General features: G+C 58.0%; 13 protein-coding genes and 1 other RNA gene. 6 read left to right on the top strand and 8 right to left on the bottom strand.

Going from position 1 to position 17,528, the window contains the following annotated elements:
• Positions 1–47: 47 nt before the first annotated feature.
• The 4 genes from Poly24_RS11260 to Poly24_RS11245 form a co-directional block, all read right to left on the bottom strand.
• Positions 48–1,658: an alkaline phosphatase gene (locus Poly24_RS11260; protein ID WP_231753578.1), complete on the bottom strand. Its 1,611-nt coding sequence runs from the start codon at positions 1,656–1,658 to the stop codon at positions 48–50.
• A gap of 323 nt (positions 1,659–1,981) precedes the next feature.
• An RNA gene (gene rnpB / locus Poly24_RS11255) (RNase P RNA component class A) lies at positions 1,982–2,401 on the bottom strand.
• A gap of 3 nt (positions 2,402–2,404) precedes the next feature.
• On the bottom strand, positions 2,405–2,650 hold the full coding sequence (locus Poly24_RS11250; protein ID WP_145094772.1) for a hypothetical protein: 246 nt from the start codon (positions 2,648–2,650) through the stop codon (positions 2,405–2,407).
• Positions 2,651–2,778: 128 nt separating this feature from the next.
• Positions 2,779–3,078: an RNA recognition motif domain-containing protein gene (locus Poly24_RS11245; protein WP_145094769.1), complete on the bottom strand. Its 300-nt coding sequence runs from the start codon at positions 3,076–3,078 to the stop codon at positions 2,779–2,781.
• Positions 3,079–3,748: 670 nt separating this feature from the next.
• Here Poly24_RS11245 and Poly24_RS11240 point away from each other — a divergent pair.
• From Poly24_RS11240 to Poly24_RS11225, 4 genes are all read left to right on the top strand, one after another.
• Positions 3,749–5,176 carry a sensor histidine kinase gene (locus tag Poly24_RS11240; RefSeq protein ID WP_145094766.1) on the top strand — a complete coding sequence of 476 codons (1,428 nt, stop codon included), beginning with the start codon at positions 3,749–3,751 and terminating at the stop codon, positions 5,174–5,176.
• A 40-nt stretch (positions 5,177–5,216) separates the two neighbouring features.
• Positions 5,217–6,599, top strand: a complete 1,383-nt coding sequence (locus Poly24_RS11235) for a sigma-54-dependent transcriptional regulator (protein WP_145094763.1) — start codon at positions 5,217–5,219, stop codon at positions 6,597–6,599.
• Positions 6,600–7,006: 407 nt separating this feature from the next.
• Positions 7,007–8,527 (top strand): Do family serine endopeptidase, encoded by a 1,521-nt coding sequence (locus Poly24_RS11230; RefSeq protein WP_145094760.1) that lies wholly within the window; start codon positions 7,007–7,009, stop codon positions 8,525–8,527.
• A gap of 154 nt (positions 8,528–8,681) precedes the next feature.
• Positions 8,682–9,998, top strand: coding sequence for an RNA polymerase sigma factor RpoD/SigA (locus Poly24_RS11225; protein ID WP_145094757.1), 1,317 nt, complete (start codon positions 8,682–8,684; stop codon positions 9,996–9,998).
• 153 nt (positions 9,999–10,151) lie between these two features.
• Here the strand turns inward: Poly24_RS11225 and Poly24_RS11220 are convergent, their stop codons facing one another.
• The 4 genes from Poly24_RS11220 to Poly24_RS11205 form a co-directional block, all read right to left on the bottom strand.
• Positions 10,152–11,657, bottom strand: coding sequence for an alkaline phosphatase D family protein (locus tag Poly24_RS11220; RefSeq protein ID WP_145094754.1), 1,506 nt, complete (start codon positions 11,655–11,657; stop codon positions 10,152–10,154).
• 194 nt (positions 11,658–11,851) lie between these two features.
• Positions 11,852–12,265: a hypothetical protein gene (locus Poly24_RS11215; RefSeq protein WP_145094751.1), complete on the bottom strand. Its 414-nt coding sequence runs from the start codon at positions 12,263–12,265 to the stop codon at positions 11,852–11,854.
• A gap of 258 nt (positions 12,266–12,523) precedes the next feature.
• Complete coding sequence (locus tag Poly24_RS11210) at positions 12,524–13,525, bottom strand: CPBP family intramembrane glutamic endopeptidase (protein ID WP_197452497.1); 1,002 nt, start codon at positions 13,523–13,525, stop codon at positions 12,524–12,526.
• A gap of 80 nt (positions 13,526–13,605) precedes the next feature.
• Positions 13,606–14,928, bottom strand: coding sequence for an APC family permease (locus Poly24_RS11205; RefSeq protein ID WP_145094745.1), 1,323 nt, complete (start codon positions 14,926–14,928; stop codon positions 13,606–13,608).
• A 198-nt stretch (positions 14,929–15,126) separates the two neighbouring features.
• On the opposite strand from Poly24_RS11205, the gene Poly24_RS11200 reads away from it, so the two are divergent.
• A complete protein-coding gene (locus tag Poly24_RS11200; protein ID WP_145094742.1) occupies positions 15,127–15,987 on the top strand; it encodes a hypothetical protein in 861 nt (286 codons plus the stop codon).
• A 77-nt stretch (positions 15,988–16,064) separates the two neighbouring features.
• On the top strand, positions 16,065–17,522 hold the full coding sequence (locus Poly24_RS11195) for a DUF1501 domain-containing protein (protein WP_145094739.1): 1,458 nt from the start codon (positions 16,065–16,067) through the stop codon (positions 17,520–17,522).
• The last annotated feature ends 6 nt before the right edge of the window (positions 17,523–17,528 follow it).

Raw genomic sequence — 17,528 nt, 5'->3', positions numbered from 1 at the left:
AATTCCTTGTTCGTCCGTCCGGCAGCCAAGCTCGCGGCCGGCGCCGGTTATTGTTTTTTCTGGATCAACGCCTCGGGCTCACGAAGCACAAAGTGGTGCCCGTGATCCGACGTCACGATCAAAGCCGTCTCTTCCCAAGCATCGTGACCATCGATCCAATCGACCGTCTTCTGAAACGCTTCTTCGCCGCTAAGAACCGCGCCAATCGAGCTGTCGATATTGTTGGCGTGGTTGGCCCAGTCGACGTCCCCCGCTTCGATCATCAACCAAAAACCCTGCTCGCTGGATTCCAGAACCTGCAGCGCCGCTTCAGTCATCTGGGCGAGGGTTGGATTTTCGTTGATATCGGCCGGTTCGTAAACCTCCGTTCCTTTGACATCTGCCGCTGGGTCGTAACGTCCATCGGCAGTGCGGAAAGGCAGATGCGCTTGATCGGTCCCGAAGAAACCGAGTAGGCGGCCGTTTTCAGCGATCGCGCGTCGAGCTGCCGCAGAAAGCAAACTTGCCCCGTTTTCTCCAGGAGTCCGCTGCGCGACAACGTAACGCCCCCCCTGGTCCAGGTCGCTGCGACGCAAATCTTCAAGATCGGCGTAGGTATTGCCAGGAGCAAAATTCTGCCCCTGCCCTGAATCTTGATCTTTATAGACACCCCAGCCGGCACCGATCACGACGTCGGCTCCCGACAACGGCATCCGATGGCTGCACGATGGCAGCCCCAGCAGATCTCGCGTTAAGTCCTGGTAGTCGTTCCGGCTGACATTGTTTGCGTACGCAGCGGCTGGCGTCGCGTGACTGATCGGAACACTGGTGACAATCCCCACACGGAAACCGTGTTCACGTTGCAACCACCGGCCAATCGGTTCGAGCTGTTTCCCATCGACCGACACGTTGATCGCCGCGTTGTACGTTTTGACACCACAGACCATCGACGTTGCCGACGAAGCCGAATCGGTCACACAATCGGGCTGCTGGCGATCTTTACCAATCAGATAGTCGCGCGACTTGGCCTTGTCCCAAGGCGCCTTGCCACCGCGCAACGGATCATACCCGCCAGCACTCCCCTCTTCGCCATTGATCACCAATTGCGCGGAGACGTCAAACGTCGCGTCACTGTGATGGGCGCTGGTGACACAATAGCCGTAATCGGCTACGGCCGTGCGATAATCGAGGAACTTCAACCCCGTGCCGCGTCCCGTTTCGTGCGTCAATCGCTGCTGCTTGTAGATCGCCGCAGCCTGCGTTGTTTCCCAATCCATGCCATCAAAAACCATCAAGATGATCTTCTTCTTCCCAGCTTCGACAGCCATTTTTTGCAGTCGATAGATGTCCGTCTGATCGAAGTATTCGGCCTCCGGTTGCAACGAACCGTTCGGCACCTGACCGTACAACTGGGTCAGCGCTTCGGCATTGCTGTAAACGCTTCCCTCGCTTCGCAACGACTGCATGTCGAGCCCGAAAGTGTAAATCGGAATCAAGCGATTGGAGTGGCTGGTCCAGGTGGAGTATTCGCTGGGATCGGTGCCCCAGTAGCCCCAAGTGGCGGAGCCCTTCGCCATGGCGTCGGCTTGCATTTGGCGAACGGGGTCAGCGGCCCCACAGAGGCCGAGTGAAAGAAACGAGAAGAGCGTCAAAGTAACCGATGCAGTGCGGCGATTCATAAACGGCGGGTCCGGTGCGGAAGTACGGAACGCTTCAGAATGGATGCGATCCGATGGCAAAGTCTCACAAACCGTTAACGATAATTCGCCCATGGCTGGACAACCAAGGGGGCAACTTGCGAATGCCTGGCGTTTTTCACCGACAAGTCAAATCTTAACAATTCCGACCGTCTCAATCGCCCCCTCGCGAACGCTCAGCAACGCCAAAGCGGTCCTTGCAGATGGAAACCGCGACAACGGTCTGGGGGACGAGCAGTCCGCCCAAGCACGGCGGACGTCCCTGAAGCGGGCGATGACAAGTCGGCCGCCGCGGGAGAAAAAAAGATCGAAGCAGGCGCATAAGCCGGGTTCTGTGCAACGCCGTAGCGTTGGACGATCATTTATCTAGGACGGAAATTGCTCACCGTCTCGAGCAACCTACCCGGAAGTCACAGCGATGCGAACCGCATCGCGCCGGCGTCTGTTTGCACCTCGCGGCACCAACCTACTCCGAACGGCTTCCTGTTTGGTCTTGCTCCGGGTGGGGTTTACCAAGCCGCCGAAGTCACCTTCGACGCTGGTGAGCTCTTACCTCACCGTTTCACCCTTACCACGCACCTCTCCACGAGGGAGAGGCCGTTCGGCGGTCTGTTCTCTGCTGCACTTTCCCTAATCTCACGACCGGTCGGCGTTACCGACCACCCTGTCCTGCGGAGCCCGGACTTTCCTCTTGCCCAAAAGCAAGCGATCGTCTTGCCCGCTTCGATCTAAGCCAGATGCGGATGCACCGATCGCATTGCCGCAAAGCCTTCGCGAGTCAGAGAGTAAGCTCCCTTGAACCGCTCTTTGACCAACAGCCCGCGTTCGGTCAGTCCCTTCAACGCGTTGCGGTACCTTTCCAGTTCCGGTCCGTAAAAGCACAGCATTTGGCCTGGGCTCATCAGAAACTCACGAAACGTTTTCAAGACACTCTGTTCCGACTTCGTAAAAGTTTGTTCTCGAACGACAGGCATGCAAATCTCCGTTGTGTAGTTGGCGATTGTTGAGACGTAAACACGCCCCACAAACGGTTGCTGAAAATCCTGACCTTCCCTAGTCAATCTAAAATACGAATGTTCGGCTGGAACTTAAATTGTAATCCTTAGTAGCGCCCGCCGCCGCCGCCACGATAACCACCGCCACCACCACGATCTTCGCGTGGGCGGGCTTCGTTCACGACCAAGGCACGGCCGTCGTAGTCCTGTTCATTGAGTCCATCGATTGCCGCCGCGGCTTCTTCGTCGCTGGACATTTCGACGAACCCAAACCCCTTGCTGCGTCCGGTCTCGCGATCGCTGATCACCTGCGCACTCGCGACGACACCAAACTGCCCAAACAACTGCTCCAAGTCGGAACTCGTCGCACCAAAGACCAAGTTCCCGCAGTACAGTTTCTTACCCACCAATCGTCTCCTCGGACGCGAACTCTTCGGCCAGTCGTCCAACATCCAGCGCTCGACGACCGAGCCCTTGGTTAGACAACCAACACAAATACAAAAAAACACCAGCGTTCATTGCACGATAAACACTGGCCACCGACGTTGGGATATGAAGCAGATTGACGATCGAAATTTGCTTTCATTAGCCAAGCATTTCACGACCCAACCGATCTCTAATATACCTCGTTTTGCGGCACTTGTACAGCCCCGAGCCCCGTCAATGACTCGATCCCAGGGCTGCGATGGCGGTCCGCGAAGCTGCTCCGATTGCGAGGTTCAGGGGGGCATCCAGAGTGCCTTGCGTCGTCAACCGCCTCCAGCGCCGCTGGTTTTGCCAAGGCGATGCGTCTTATCATAGGACTTAGCCAAACCGCGGGCAAAGGTTTGTCGATGGACGCCCTGGCGACCTCGGTTCCTCGACATCGATGCCGTTGCCCCTGCAGCGATGGCATCCGATTCCCCGAGCCAGCGATCTCCGCCGCGCGGCTTGGGGGGACGGCTGACGCAAGCACGCTTCGCGACGGGTTTGGCGACCTCCAATTTATGGCTTATTTTTTAAACTGCGGCACGTCACTTTCAGATTTTGCCGGATCTTCTTCATGCGTTCACACAGATCCCACTGGTACACCACTGCATGAAAATTGCGTTCAAAATGATGTTGGTCTCGCTGTCGGTGATCGCGACGGTGACCTGGATGCTGTCGTGGTTTCTGCTGCAGCAGCAGGAAGCGGTCTTCTTGGCGCGCGCCGAGGAAGTGGCCGGACGCTTCGCCGACCAAGCGACCGGCACGCTCGCGGCTCGTCCGGCGTCGGAACGTCATAAGATCTGCACCGAGATGTCCGGCATTGCGCCGGTTGCGATCGAGCTCCATTCGCGGTGGGTGTGGTTCGACGAACAGTCCCATCGCGGTGGTCCGCGGGTGGCCGTCGAGATTCAATCGCTTCGCCGCCAGCAACTGCAAAGTGTTCCGATCCGGGATGCCGAAGGTCAGTTGCAGCTGTTCAGCTACATTCCGGTCGAAACCGACCAACCGCGGCCAGGGGGGTTGGAGTTTGTGCAGACGATGGATCAATTAACCCAAGCCCGCCGCGATTCGATGCGTGCGATTTGGATACTCGCCGCCGCCGTGATGGTTTCTTCGACGCTGGCCGTCGGCGTCGCCAGCATCTATTTCCTCGCCAGTCCGCTGCAGCGGTTGACCAGCAAAGTGTCGAGGATCGCCGACGGCGATCTCTCGGGACCACTGCAGGGACACGCCCGCGATGAATTGGGAGAACTGGCCGATGGCATCAATGCGATGTGCGAACGGTTGACCGAAACGCAGGCCGCAGTCGACGCCGAGACGGCGGCCAAGGTCGCCGCGATCGAGCAACTGCGCCACGAAGACCGGCTGCGAACCGTCGGCCGATTGGCCTCGGGAATCGCACACGAACTGGGCACTCCATTAAACGTGATCCAAGGCCGCGCTCAATTGATCCAATCCACAACCGCCGATCCATCACAGATCGAAACCAGTGCCGGCGAGATCATCAAGGAATCCAAACGGATGACAACGATCATCCGCCAGCTGCTCGATTTTGCCCGTCGCGATACGCCTCGGCGGATCGTATGTCCCTTGAACCAGATCGCCGAACAGACAATCGTGCTGCTGAAGCCCCTTGCCCAACGCCGCGGCGTGAGCTTGGAATGCCTGGCCGACGACAACGTCTTGGGGCACGTCGACGCGAATCAGATCCAACAAGTGTTGACCAATTTGATTGTCAACGCGATCGATGCCAGCGACGACGGCGGGCGTGTGACCGTCCGCGTCGCGCGTCACGATGAGCGCGCGGTGATCGAAGTGAGCGACGCGGGGCATGGGATCGACAACGACGACATCCAGCAAGTGTTTGAGCCGTTCTATACAACCAAACCTGTCGGTGAAGGAACCGGACTGGGGCTGTCGATCGTCACCCGCATCGTTCAAGAGCATGGTGGGCGGATCGATGTCGAAAGCGAACCGGGCGTCCAAACAACGTTTCGGATCGAATTGCCCGTCGCCCCGACCGCCCCCACGACCTGAATCGGCCCCTTTCCTCGCATCCCACAAATCATCGGCCCCCATGTCTGAGAACTCTCCAACAAAACCGTTGCCACGTGTGCTGGTCGTCGACGATCAACAGAGCATGTGCGAATTGACCAAAGCGGCGATCGAACCGCTGGGCTTTGTCGTCGATTGGTTTACCGACCCGTTGGAAGCCTTCGCCACGTTCGAACGCAGCGAATTCGATGTCGTGCTGACCGATATGCAGATGAAAGGTCTCAACGGAATCGATCTCTGCCAACGCATCGTCAACAACCGCGGCGATGTTCCGGTGGTTGTGATGACGGCGTTTGGCAGCATGGAAACGGCGATCAGCGCGATCCGCGCCGGCGCCTACGACTTCGTCACCAAACCCCTGGATTTCGAACTGTTGGCGTTAACGTTGGGTCGCGCCGTCGAACGCCGCGACATGCAACAACAGATTCGTTTGCTCAGCCAGCAGGTCGCCGCGGCGCGACGCGGCAGCCTGGATCAGATCCTGGGCGAAAGTCCCGTGATGCTTCGCTTAGCCGATCAAGTGCGGCAGATCGCCGACTCCGAAGCTTCGGTGCTGATCACCGGCGAGAGCGGATCGGGAAAGGAGATGGCGGCCCAAGCGATCCACCGTTTGAGTCGCCGATCGCAACACGCGTTTGTCGCACTCAATTGCGCCGCGCTCCCCGAAACGCTGCTCGAAAGCGAATTGTTTGGACACGTCAAAGGCGCGTTCACCGATGCGTCGACCGATCGCCCCGGGCTCTTCTTCCAAGCCGATGGAGGCACGATCTTCCTGGACGAATTGGGAGAGATGCCGCTGTCGATGCAGGCGAAGTTATTGCGGGCGCTTGAACAGGGATCCGCGCGCCCCGTTGGCGGTGCTGCCGAACGCGCGTTTGATGTCCGGTTGCTGACCGCGACCAATCGGGATCTCGAAGCGATGGTCGAAGCGGGCACCTTCCGCGAGGATCTGTTCTATCGCATCAACGTCATCCAGATCGAAATGCCGCCGCTGCGCAGTCGCGGCACCGACGTGCTGATCCTGGCGCAACACTTCATCGACCAATTCGCTCAACAAGCCAACCGGCCGATCGGAGGACTCTCCGAAACTGCGGCGCAAAAGCTTGTCGATTACAACTGGCCCGGCAACGTTCGTGAACTCCGCAACGTGATTCAACGCGCCGTCGCACTGACCCGTTACGATCGCATCGCGCCCGAAGACCTGCCCGAAAAGATTCGCAGCCATCGCGGAAAACAAGTCTTGATCGGCGGCGAAGACCCGGCCGAACTATTGCCCATGGAAGCTGTCGAAGCCCGCTACATCCAACACGTCTTGGAAGCTGTCGACGGCAACAAGACGACCGCTGCGAAGATCCTTGGCTTCGACCGCAAAACGCTCTATCGCAAGCTCCGCGAAACACCTTAGCCAAGCGCTCCCCGTGCCGCGTCCAAGGGGACCGATGAGGAAGCGTTTGCCGCTTCGCCGACGCGGAAATCTTGGGCCCTCTGCGCCCCGTTCACGATCGGGGCATTCTGCCCCAGCGGGGCAGAATGCCCCGTGGCAAACGCGTTGCAACGCGTCGGAAATCGGGTCGAACGCGAAACATTCGAAATTCTTTTGGTGCTGAAAAACGCTTGTTTTTCCATGTTCAGTGCCACCGCTTGTCCACTCCGAGTCGGTGCCCAAACGATGGATTGGCACGATCGCTGCTTAAGCATCCCCTCAGCAGTTCGCATCGCTCAGGGAGTGGTGATCTCGAACCGCACCACGACAACGTGGAATTTCCGTTTGTCAAAACCACCACGAGTGGTTGAAATCTGGGAGCACAAGATATGAGACTTACAAAACTGAATAAACGCAAAGCCCCTTGGATCGTGGGCTTCGCGATCGCGGCGATGATCGGTTCGACAGCGGCCGTTCACCTGCAAGCCGAATCGAATCCGCCACGCGTTAGCGCCGCGGTGGCCAACGCCAATTCGTTGAGCGAAGCGTTCCGCGAAACGGCGCGCGTCGTCGCACCGTCGGTGGTCACGATCACCTCGGAGACCGAAGTCGCCGGCCCCACCGCACCGCGCCAGGGCCAACCGATGGACGATGAAATGATGAAACGTTTCTTCGGCGAAGGCACACCGTTTGGTGAGATGTTCAAGGGGCAACCCGAGATGCATCGATTCTTCAAACCTTCCGCGGAATCGACCACGCGAACCGGCATCGGATCGGGAGTGGTCATCGATGCGTCGGGTTTAATCCTGACCAACAACCACGTCGTCGCCGACGCCACCAACGTCATGGTCAAATTGGCGGACGGACGCGAATTTAAGGCTTCGGAAGTAAAGACCGATCCTAAAACGGATCTGGCGGTACTGAAGATCGATGGAGCCACCGACTTGGTTGCCGCCCGCATGGGAGACAGCGACCGGATGGAGATCGGCGATTGGGTGCTGGCCCTGGGACAACCCTTCGGTCTCGAAGGTACTGTCACCGCCGGCATCATCAGTGCCAAGAGTCGTGGGATTGGGATTACGGCGCGGGAAAATTTCCTGCAAACCGATGCGGCGATCAACCCTGGAAACAGTGGTGGGCCCTTGGTGAATCTGGCCGGTGAAGTGATCGGCATTAACACAGCGATCTCTTCGCGCAGCGGAGGCAACAATGGTGTCGGGTTCGCGATCCCCATCGATGAAGCGAAATGGGTCAGCGATCAATTGATCAAAGACGGAGTCGTCCGACGTGCGATGTTGGGTGTTGGGATTCAAAAGGTCAGCCACGATTTGGCTTCCACCTTCGGCGTGCAATCGAATCACGGCGTGTTGGTGACCGAAGTCGTGCCCGGTTCGCCAGCCGAGAAGGCGGGACTAAAGCAAGGCGATGTGATCCTATCGTTCAGTGGTCGCGAAGTTCACGATCCACGCGGTCTGCAGAACGTCGTTGAACAATCCGATCCCGGTGCGAAGCAATCGATCGAGATCATGCGTGACGGAAAGCCTTTGACGATCGAAGCGGTTTGCGAAGTCCAGCCCGAAGCGGGTCTGGCCCACAGCGGTCAAACCGCCGAAGTATCGAAAGTTGAATCGCTGGGCATGGAAGTTGGCAATCTGACCGAAGACTTGGCGAAAAAGCTGGGCGTCAAAGACATCGCTGGCGTGGTGATCACCAACGTGAACCCTGGCAGTGCTGCCGACCGGGCGGGATTGCAAGAGGGCAACGTGATCACGCAAGTCGAACGCAAAAGCGTCGCTTCGGTCGACCAATTCGAAGCGTTGACCAAGGATCACGATTTGTCGAATCCCTTGCTGTTGTTGGTCAAAACAGATCAAGGCTCGCGGTACGTGATCTTGAAATCGGGCACGTAATCGTGCCCTCCGCCAACACGCTCCGTTGAGGGGCGTCGGCTGGATCGATGTCGCAACGGTTCGGGCTCCCCAACCCACCGTTGCGACTTTCCGCTCAAAAACTCATCCCCGCATTCCGATCTCGAATGCTCACAACTCCCGGAGGAGAACTCCCATGGTCCGCTTCGCCAACAAATCACAAAACAATCGCTGGGTCAGTCAGACGGGTTCGCACAACGCTTTGCAATCGAGCAACGACACCGAAGGCTTGGAAGAATACTTTGCGGACATTTCGAAGACCCGTCTGCTGACCAACGACGAAGAGATCGCGATCACGCGGCGGATCAAAAAGACGGGCGTTGTGTACCGCCACTGCTTGCTGATGCATCCGGGCATTTTGCCTGGAATCATCGAATGGTTAACGACCGTCGTCTGCCGCGATGTCCGTATCGACACCGTGATCGAAGTCGCCCCCAACGACCTCCCAAGGATTCAGTTCCTACGCAAGGCGATCCCTCATGTCATTGATTCTTTGCAGCGGATCGACGAAGACAATAACAACGATCGCAAGCAACTCGCCACCCGACGTTGCTCTCAAGTCAAACGTCAGGCCGCCCTGGGGCGCTTGCGCCGTCGACGTCACGCGGTCCGCAATCTCTTGAATGACCTGCCAATTCGCGTCTCGATCTTGGAGTCGCTGTTTGACGCCGACGATTCACGCTTCCCATCGCGACAGATGGCGCGGGTCGCAAAACGGGCCGACGATGTGAGTGCCCACTGGACGCGACTGAAGCAGGAATTTGTTAGCCATCATCTGCGTTTGGTGATTCCGATTGCCAAACAGTATCGTGGCCGAGGACTCGGATTTTTAGATCTCGTTCAAGAGGGGAACGCGGTGCTGATGAAAGCGATCGACAAATTTGATCCCGATCGCGGATTCCGTTTCAGCACCTACGCGACGTGGTGGATTCGCCAAGCGATCAGCCGTGCGGTCGCCGTGCAAGGGAGATTGGTCCGTGTCCCGCAAGCCGCCTTTTCAGGCGTCAAACAGGTCCGCCAAACGCAGGAGAATTTTTACCGTCGCCACCTTCGCGATCCCGATCCACATGAGATCGCGCGCGACGCAGGAATGTCGGTCGAATCGACAGCCCGCGCTTTGGGCGCCTTACGGGAAACCGTTTCCATTCACGACCGGTCCGACGACGATCAATTGTCGCTTGCCGAGACGCTTCCCGAGCTTTCGGAATCGTCCGACCCGGCGTTCATCGAGGAACAACAGAACATGCGGCCGTTGGTGCTGTCGATGTTGAGCCGTCTGGACCCGCGAGAGCGACGCATCGTTGAAATGCGTTTCGGCATCAAAGACGGCACGCCGAGGACGCTCACGCAAGTCAGTTCCGCAATGTCGTTATCGCGTGAACGCATTCGCCAAATCCAAACGCAAGCGATGTCGAAACTGGAAGACATGTCCGCCGGGATCGACGATTTCTAACCCGGACCAAAAAGCGCTGCATGCCGGCGCGACAGCGGGATGGATTTCGCACCCCGCATCGATCGAGAAACCTCCCCCACGGCGCGGGAAAACCTGGCGGCTCGCTTGACGAACGTGCCGGATCGCTGGGCCCCGCGTCGTGGTTTCCGTCACTTACTTGGCCGGCTTACTGGTTTCGTGCAGCACCACACCCAGTTCGTCGCGCCAGCGGAAATTTAACGTCGACGGCTGGGAATCTCCCGCTGGGGTCAACACGACTTCCAGGAAGCCGCCCGAGCGAGGATCTTGCAGGTAGGGCTGTTTGATCAAACCGTCGGAATCGGTCGACGCGGGATCCCCCGCTTTCCGCCCAAGCCTTGAATTCGCATCGACCAATGCGCCACAAGAAAACTCTTCGATCCCCGACGGGTCGATCGCGTGGTACTGCCAATGCCGGTCGCCGCAAATGACAAAGAAGTTGCCCTTGTCGAGTTGTTTCGTTTTCAACCACGCAAAAAACTGATCGCGTTCGGTCCGAAAGCCGCCGATGTTGGTGTGGTTGTCGGTCTTACGTTTATCATCGGGACCGACCATCGGAGTCGGCGAGATCAGCAACTTAAACGTCGCGTCGCTCGCTTCCAAGGTCTTCATCAACCAGGCCTTTTGCTCGGCACCCCAGATCGTTTTCTCGGGGCCGTCTTCCATCGCGTTATCGCTGCGATACATCCGGTTTTCCGTCAGCCAAATCTGCAGATCCTTGCCGATTCGAAACGTGCGGTAGGTCTTTGCGTCCGCGTCATCGGCTTGCGCGACAGGCAATTGCTCCAACATCAACCGGCGGCCGAGTACCGGCAGGGGATGGTAGTTGCCCGAATTGTCGCAATCGTCCTGACGGTAATCGTGATCGTCGATCATCCAGTAGGTCGGAACTGCCGCGAACAGATCACGGAACCGCGGCTGTACGAACTGTTCATGCCATTTCTGTCGCAATTCCACCACCGTCTTGGCGCGTGGTTTATCGGGCGTGTCGTAATAAACGTTGTCACCGGTCCCGACGAAGAAGTTGGGCTGCAATTTCAGGATTGATGCCAACGCGGGATAGCCCAGATGCTTGTCGACGCCCGCGTAAGGTGCCGGCAGATTGGTGTTGTTTTCGATCCGATGCTGCTTCAGATCGATCCGACTGTCGCCGTGAAATTTGGCGTAGTTCATCCCGGTGACCACGACAAACCGCACTTCGGCGGTGGCATCTGTGGCGGGCAATGTCTTGAACCGCGCTACCGGTCCGGCGGTGACCGCACCCGTGTCGGAGGCGAGTTCGGTTTCACAGCGATAGCGTGTGCCGGGGATTAGCGACTTAAACGTCGCTCGAGCGATAAAGTCGCGATGTTCGCTCGCCTTCAAAATCTGTTTCCCGACGACCTGGTCGCTCCCTTCCTTATATAACTGGAAACTAACCGTCCCCGCCAATCCCGGAAGATCGCGTTCGACCAAAGTATCGGTTGATGTCAAACGCAATTGCACGTTCGCCGAAGCGCTGGTCAATTCACCGACCATAATCCCCATCCCCGCCTTCGGCGCTGCCGCAGGGCTGGGCGGTTGCGCTGACAATGCGAGCGCACCGACGGACAAAACGACACACGATAACAGGTAGCGGTGCGCGAATACGATGGTTGGCAAAACAAAACCTCGTCGGAAGGCATTCGAATGAAGATCACAGGTGATGTGGCGTCATTCTAGCAAACGATTGCCCTCAAGCGGAGAACGCTCCAGAGAAAACCAATGCTTGCTTGTTGTCGAGGATGGTAGGTGGGATGGTGTGAGGCGGGTGCGATGTCGACGGAGGTGTGGGGCGGATCCCCAATACCTCATGCTCAGTTTGCAAAACTCAAAAAGGCGAGCACTCCCAATTGAACTAAAGCGACACCGCCAGCGGCCAAGTTGGCCAAGTGGTGCTTCCAATGACTGATCAAAAACAGCGCGCCGATCGACACCACCGTGCCACCACACTTGAGGCCAATGAATCGCGCCAAGTGTTCAACCCCCATCCCGTTGATCGAATCGAGATTCAAGATCCCGCGGGCGACAGGGTTCTGTTCCAGGTAGGCCAATGAATCCGCGAACTTAATCGTCAGATAGATATCATAAGCCGACACGAGTCCAATCCAAATTGCCAACACTGCAAGGATAGTTGGCGACGATTCGATCCAGCGTGCCCATTTTCGTGGCACTTCCAAGATCGCATCAGTGTTCCAATCCGCTTGCAGTTGGCCCGTTACGTTGCTCATCGGTCGATTTTCCCATGCAAAATTAAACATGTGGCTGTCGGGGACGGTAACTTCCCAGTCCCCTGTTCCTTTCCGGTCTCAGACAATGCAATTGCCGTGCCGTGACCGATAGATCATACAGACCATGTCGCCCTTAATGTTCGAAAACCATGATGAAAATCGCGTTAAGTAATTCTGAACGCCATTAAACTAGAGCTCGAGTGATCCCCCCCCAAGCCGCTCGGTGGGCTTCGATCACCCCGCTGGGAACCTCCAACGCTACAATCCTTCCCCAACGATCATGCTGACCGCCGCAACGATCATCGTGATCGCATTCAAACTAAAGTGAACTAATAGCGACGGCCAAATACTGTGTGTTTGGCGATAGAGGTAGCCAAGCCCCAGGGCGAGGAAGAAAAGTGTCACTGGAGCGGGCCCATGTCCTAGGTGCGCGAGCGCGAAAAATAGACTGCTGACCAAGATCGGCCAGTACGGGACGCGGCGGACGTCGTCTGGCGTCGCTCCGGTTGGCATTGCCACGATCGGTGCTCCCCCTTCGCCCGCGGCCGGGTCCGCAAAGTCTACCTGGTCGCCACCAGGCGACGGGCCTGCGACGGGGAAGGCGTTCTCTGGACCGCCCATCGCTTTGCTCTCCAACCAACCTTGCAAGACGACGCGAAACAAAAACTCTTCGGTCAACGGAGCCACAACGACCGCCACCAAGGCCATTGGAAGCAGGTACATCGGGTCCCCTGATTCTTGCAACAGCTCCAACACCGGGTGTTCATATTCGACCCACCAAACGGTCAATAGCGCCTGCAGTAAATAGATGGGAGGCAGCAATGCGACGACACCCAACACGCCGGCGACGAGATGCGATCGACGAACCGCAAAGCCCAGATCGATGGCGCTGGAACGATAAAGTGCGACCAACCACACGACCAACAATCCACAGGCGACGATTCGGGAGCCCCCTTCGAGGCTCAGCAGGGTCGACATATCGGACAGCGAGATCGGCGTCGTCTGGGGATCTTTGGGCAGCTCCAACCAGCCGGCACGTTGAGCGATAAAGCTGGCCGCGTTGGCCAACAAGACGACAAGCCCCAGCGCCACGATCACGCCATCGACACCCCAACCGACCGGCCTTCGATTTTCCAGTGGCAGGATGTCGTCGCCTTGCCACAACCGCCGCAGCGCGACCGACCAAGCGATAAGACTGGCAACGATCATCGCCAACACAAACAGGCCAAAGACAGCCGAGAAGATTTCCAGAGGGCTCATCGTTTCCATGCTACAGGTGGGAGGGGGGCGGCTGTGGGTTTCAAGGCTAAACGTAATTTAATGTCACCACGAAAAACAGGCTATCGCGAGCCCGATCGGCCCGGCCGCACGCGATAGACTCCGATCCCCGACGCCACCACCGCGAGGCTCAGCATCAGACTGGTCGGACTCTGTTGATACCGATAGAGACAGCCCACCACGGCGATCCCGAGCGTCGCGACCACGAAAAAGGCAGGCAAAACAGGCCACAAGACGACGGGACGCTTCCCCGGCTGGCCTCGAAACCGTGGCAACAACAGGCACAACACCGTAGCCCCGGCACTCACGGAAAGCAGAAAACTTGTGTAATCCAACAGATCGTGAATCGACGCTGCACAGACCAACACCGCAGCCAACACCGCCTGTAACACGATCGCCACACGCGGCACGTCCCCATCCGGTATCAACCATGCGGGCAACATCCCATCTTCGGCCATCTTCACGTACACCCGTGGTCCCGCTTGTAGCATCGCCGTCACGCTGGTCGCCAACGACAAGGCCACCAGTAACTGCACCGCCAGCCCCAGCCGTTCGCCCCCCAGGTGTTTCGCGACGACTGCGGCGATATCCCCGCGTCCGACGATCGCCTCTTGCGGCGCCGTGCACAGGAAGACCGTGTTGATCAACAGGTAAAGAACCGACACCCCGATCGCGGCAAACAACATCGATCGACGCACCGTTCGGCGACCCAGTTTGGCTTCTCCCGCGACGTAGATCGATGCGTTGAAGCCGGCAAAACTGAACGAGATCCACATCAATTGATTGGCATACGTTGAGAAGTCTGGCCCGGGCGCGGCCGCCGAATCCGCCGCCGCACCTGCACTCGGCCAATCGACAGCGGCCAGGCCGATCGCGATAAACAACGCGATCGCCACCAATTTGACGCACACCAAGATGTTCTGTCCGATCGCACCGGTCCCGGTCCGAAACAAGTGCAGCAGCGCCGCACAGATGATCAAGCCAACAGCCACGAGCGTTTTTTCGCGGCTGCTATCGATTTGCAAATTCGCGGGCAGGTAATTCACGAATGTCGTCGCGGCAAAAGCGATCGCGCCGGTGAAGCCCGCCAACAGCGAAATCCATCCCGCCATGAAGCCGGCCAACGGATGGACCGCACGCGACAGGAACAGATACTCGCCGCCGGAGCGAACCAATTGACGTGACAACCCTCCGTATGCAATTGCGCCAGTAATCGCGATCACCGCGGCGATCGCCCACATCGCCAGCACCCGAGTCGGCGATCCGAGTGCTTGCAAGGAATAGCCACTGGTCGTGTACACGCCCGCCCCGACCATGTTGGCGACCACTAAACAGACCAGCGACGTCATTCCGATCGACCGTTGAGGACGGGGGTTGTTAATCAATCGATCACCTAATGAAACGCCTGAAGAAGATCATAAACCCGCAGTTTTAGGTCCGTCGGCGGCACCCGTCCAGACCACGAGGGTCGGGACGCTAGGACGTATCAAGTTCCGTTGTTGGCTACGTAGCGACGTGAAAACAGGGTACGATAGAAGCTTGGCGTCGGCCGATGCTACGCAATTGCTTAAGGAACCTTGCTTGTGCTCCCCAAAGAAGAACTTGTCGAACAGGCCTACTTTTTCCGAATCCTTAGCGAACGGATCGGCGAACGGCTGGCGATGCAGGACTTGCTGAAGCAGGTGAAGTATGAACTGCTGGTCAGCACGAAACTGCCGATGGCGGTCGATTTCCTGCTGACGGAATTATTGCACGGCGGCGCGATGGGTCCGGCGATGCGTCGCATGCAACATTACTTTACCCCCTTTCAGACGTTTCTGGTCGACGAAGCCGAATACGACCGTGGCCGATTTGGAATGCAGACGGCGGTCAAAGTGTTGCAGCACGATGCGGAATATCGCAGCGGAACCCCAACGCCCCAAGGTTGCTTCCTTTATCAGTTTGAAACCCTATGCCGCAACCGCTTGCGTTACGACCCAGGGCTGAAAGCGATGAGCGAGGATCCGATCTACGATGCCGATTGGAGCCGGTGGATTCTCGAAGTCCGCCATCAAATCGGTCTGGTCGATATGGCCGACATGATCTTCCTGCGCAGCGAAGAGTATGTGACCCGCAAACGCGCGGTCGATGGCCCCGACTTCCAACCCAAGCTCCCGCCGCTGTTCGGCGAACACGAAGGTCGGATGGCGATGGCGAATCATCACAAGGACCCGTTGTTTCTGTTCGCAGCGCTGCAGCGACATCTGGGCTATCCGAAGGTTCCCCGCGCCACCCCCGCTGACCTGACGGTCGAGATCATTCCGCAACTGCTGCGGCGCATGGAACGACTGGAAACACGACTCAAGATCATGGAAGAGGAACAGCGGCACGGACTGGATATCACCAAATTTTACGTCGACCCGAAAAAACGGCCCGACGATTCCGATCCACTCTCCGACGACTGAGGCCGCGATTAGGGAGCCTTGAGACGTTCCCTTAGATCGTACCGCCCCGAACTCCGCTAGCCACAACAAACCAAGCCATGCGTTACTTCGACGATCCCACCGCCCCCCGATCTATCGTCCGTCGCGATTTCCTGCGTCAGTTATCCGCTGCGGGAACCGCTGCATTGGCGACCGGTGCCCCACAGGTCTTGGCATCCGAAACCGCCCATGGAATCGAACATCCGCGCCCGACCGCCGACGCCTGCATCCTGTTGTGGATGGGCGGAGGCATGGCGGCACCGGATACCTTCGATCCCAAGCACTACATCCCCTACGCGCCCGGCCTGAAGGTGGCCGACATGCTGAGTACATTTCCAGCGATCGACACCGCGGTCGATAACATCAAGATCTGTGAAGGGCTGGAACATATCGCCGGTGTGATGGATCGAGCGACGTTGATCCGTTCGCACGTGCAACCCGATCTGGGCAGCATCTTGCACTCGCGTCATCAGTACCATTGGCATACCGGTTACGTCCCGCCACAAACGGTGGCTGCCCCACACATCGGTGCCTGGATGTCTCGCGTGTTGGGCCCCCGCAATGAGGTCATGCCGGCATTTATCAATATCGGTCAACGGCTCGAAGGGGTGGGCGAAAGCGAAGAACTCAAAGCCTTCACCACGGCAGGATTTTTTGGAAGCGAGTTTGGGCCGATGAATCTGCCCTATCCCGATCAAGCGGCGATCTCGGTTCGCCCTCCCAAAGGCATGCAGGCTCAGCGGTTCGCCGATCGCAACCGCCTGTTCCGACGCTTGGTCGACAGTAGTCCCGATCGCGACTTCTTGAGTGATTATCAACAGGAGTCGATGTTACGCTCGATGGACTCCGCCTACCGATTGCTCAGCAGTAACGATCGCGAAGCGTTTGACATCGGCCTGGAACCCAAGGAAAGCTTCGATCGCTACAACACCGGCCGATTTGGCCAAGGTTGTCTGTTGGCGCGACGGTTGGTCGAATCGGGAGCTCGGTTTGTCGAAGTGACCACCGAATACGTGCCGTTCCTGCACTGGGACACGCACAACGATGGGCACGTCACGTTGGAACGGATGCATCGCGAGATCGACCGCCCAATCGCCCAATTGATCACCGACCTGGAACAGCGTGGCCTCTTAGACCGGACGCTGGTGATCTTGGCGTCCGAATTTAGTCGCGACGCCTTGATGGAAGGCCAACCCGGCTCCAACGCCAACGATCAAGCGACGGCTAAAGTCGATGTGCTCAGCGAACTGAAACACTATGGGTTGCACCGACACTTCACCGGCGGATCGAGCGTGTTGATGTTTGGCGGCGGCATGAAGAAGGGGTTCCTGTATGGTGCCACCGCCCCGCAGCGTCCCTTGATGGCAATCGAAAACCCTGTTTCGATCGAAGACCTACACGCCACCATCATGACGGCGATGGGCATCAGCCCGCGGACGGGATTCGATATCGAAGGCCGACCGTTTTACGTCACCAACGACGGCAAAGGACGACCGGTCACCGACCTGTTTGCTTGAGAAGCG

It is taken from the genome of Rosistilla carotiformis, from assembly GCF_007753095.1.
Lineage (GTDB): Bacteria > Planctomycetota > Planctomycetia > Pirellulales > Pirellulaceae > Rosistilla > Rosistilla carotiformis.
The sequence above is the reverse complement of the archived record's forward strand: the minus strand, read 5'-3'. Positions and strand labels throughout refer to the sequence as shown.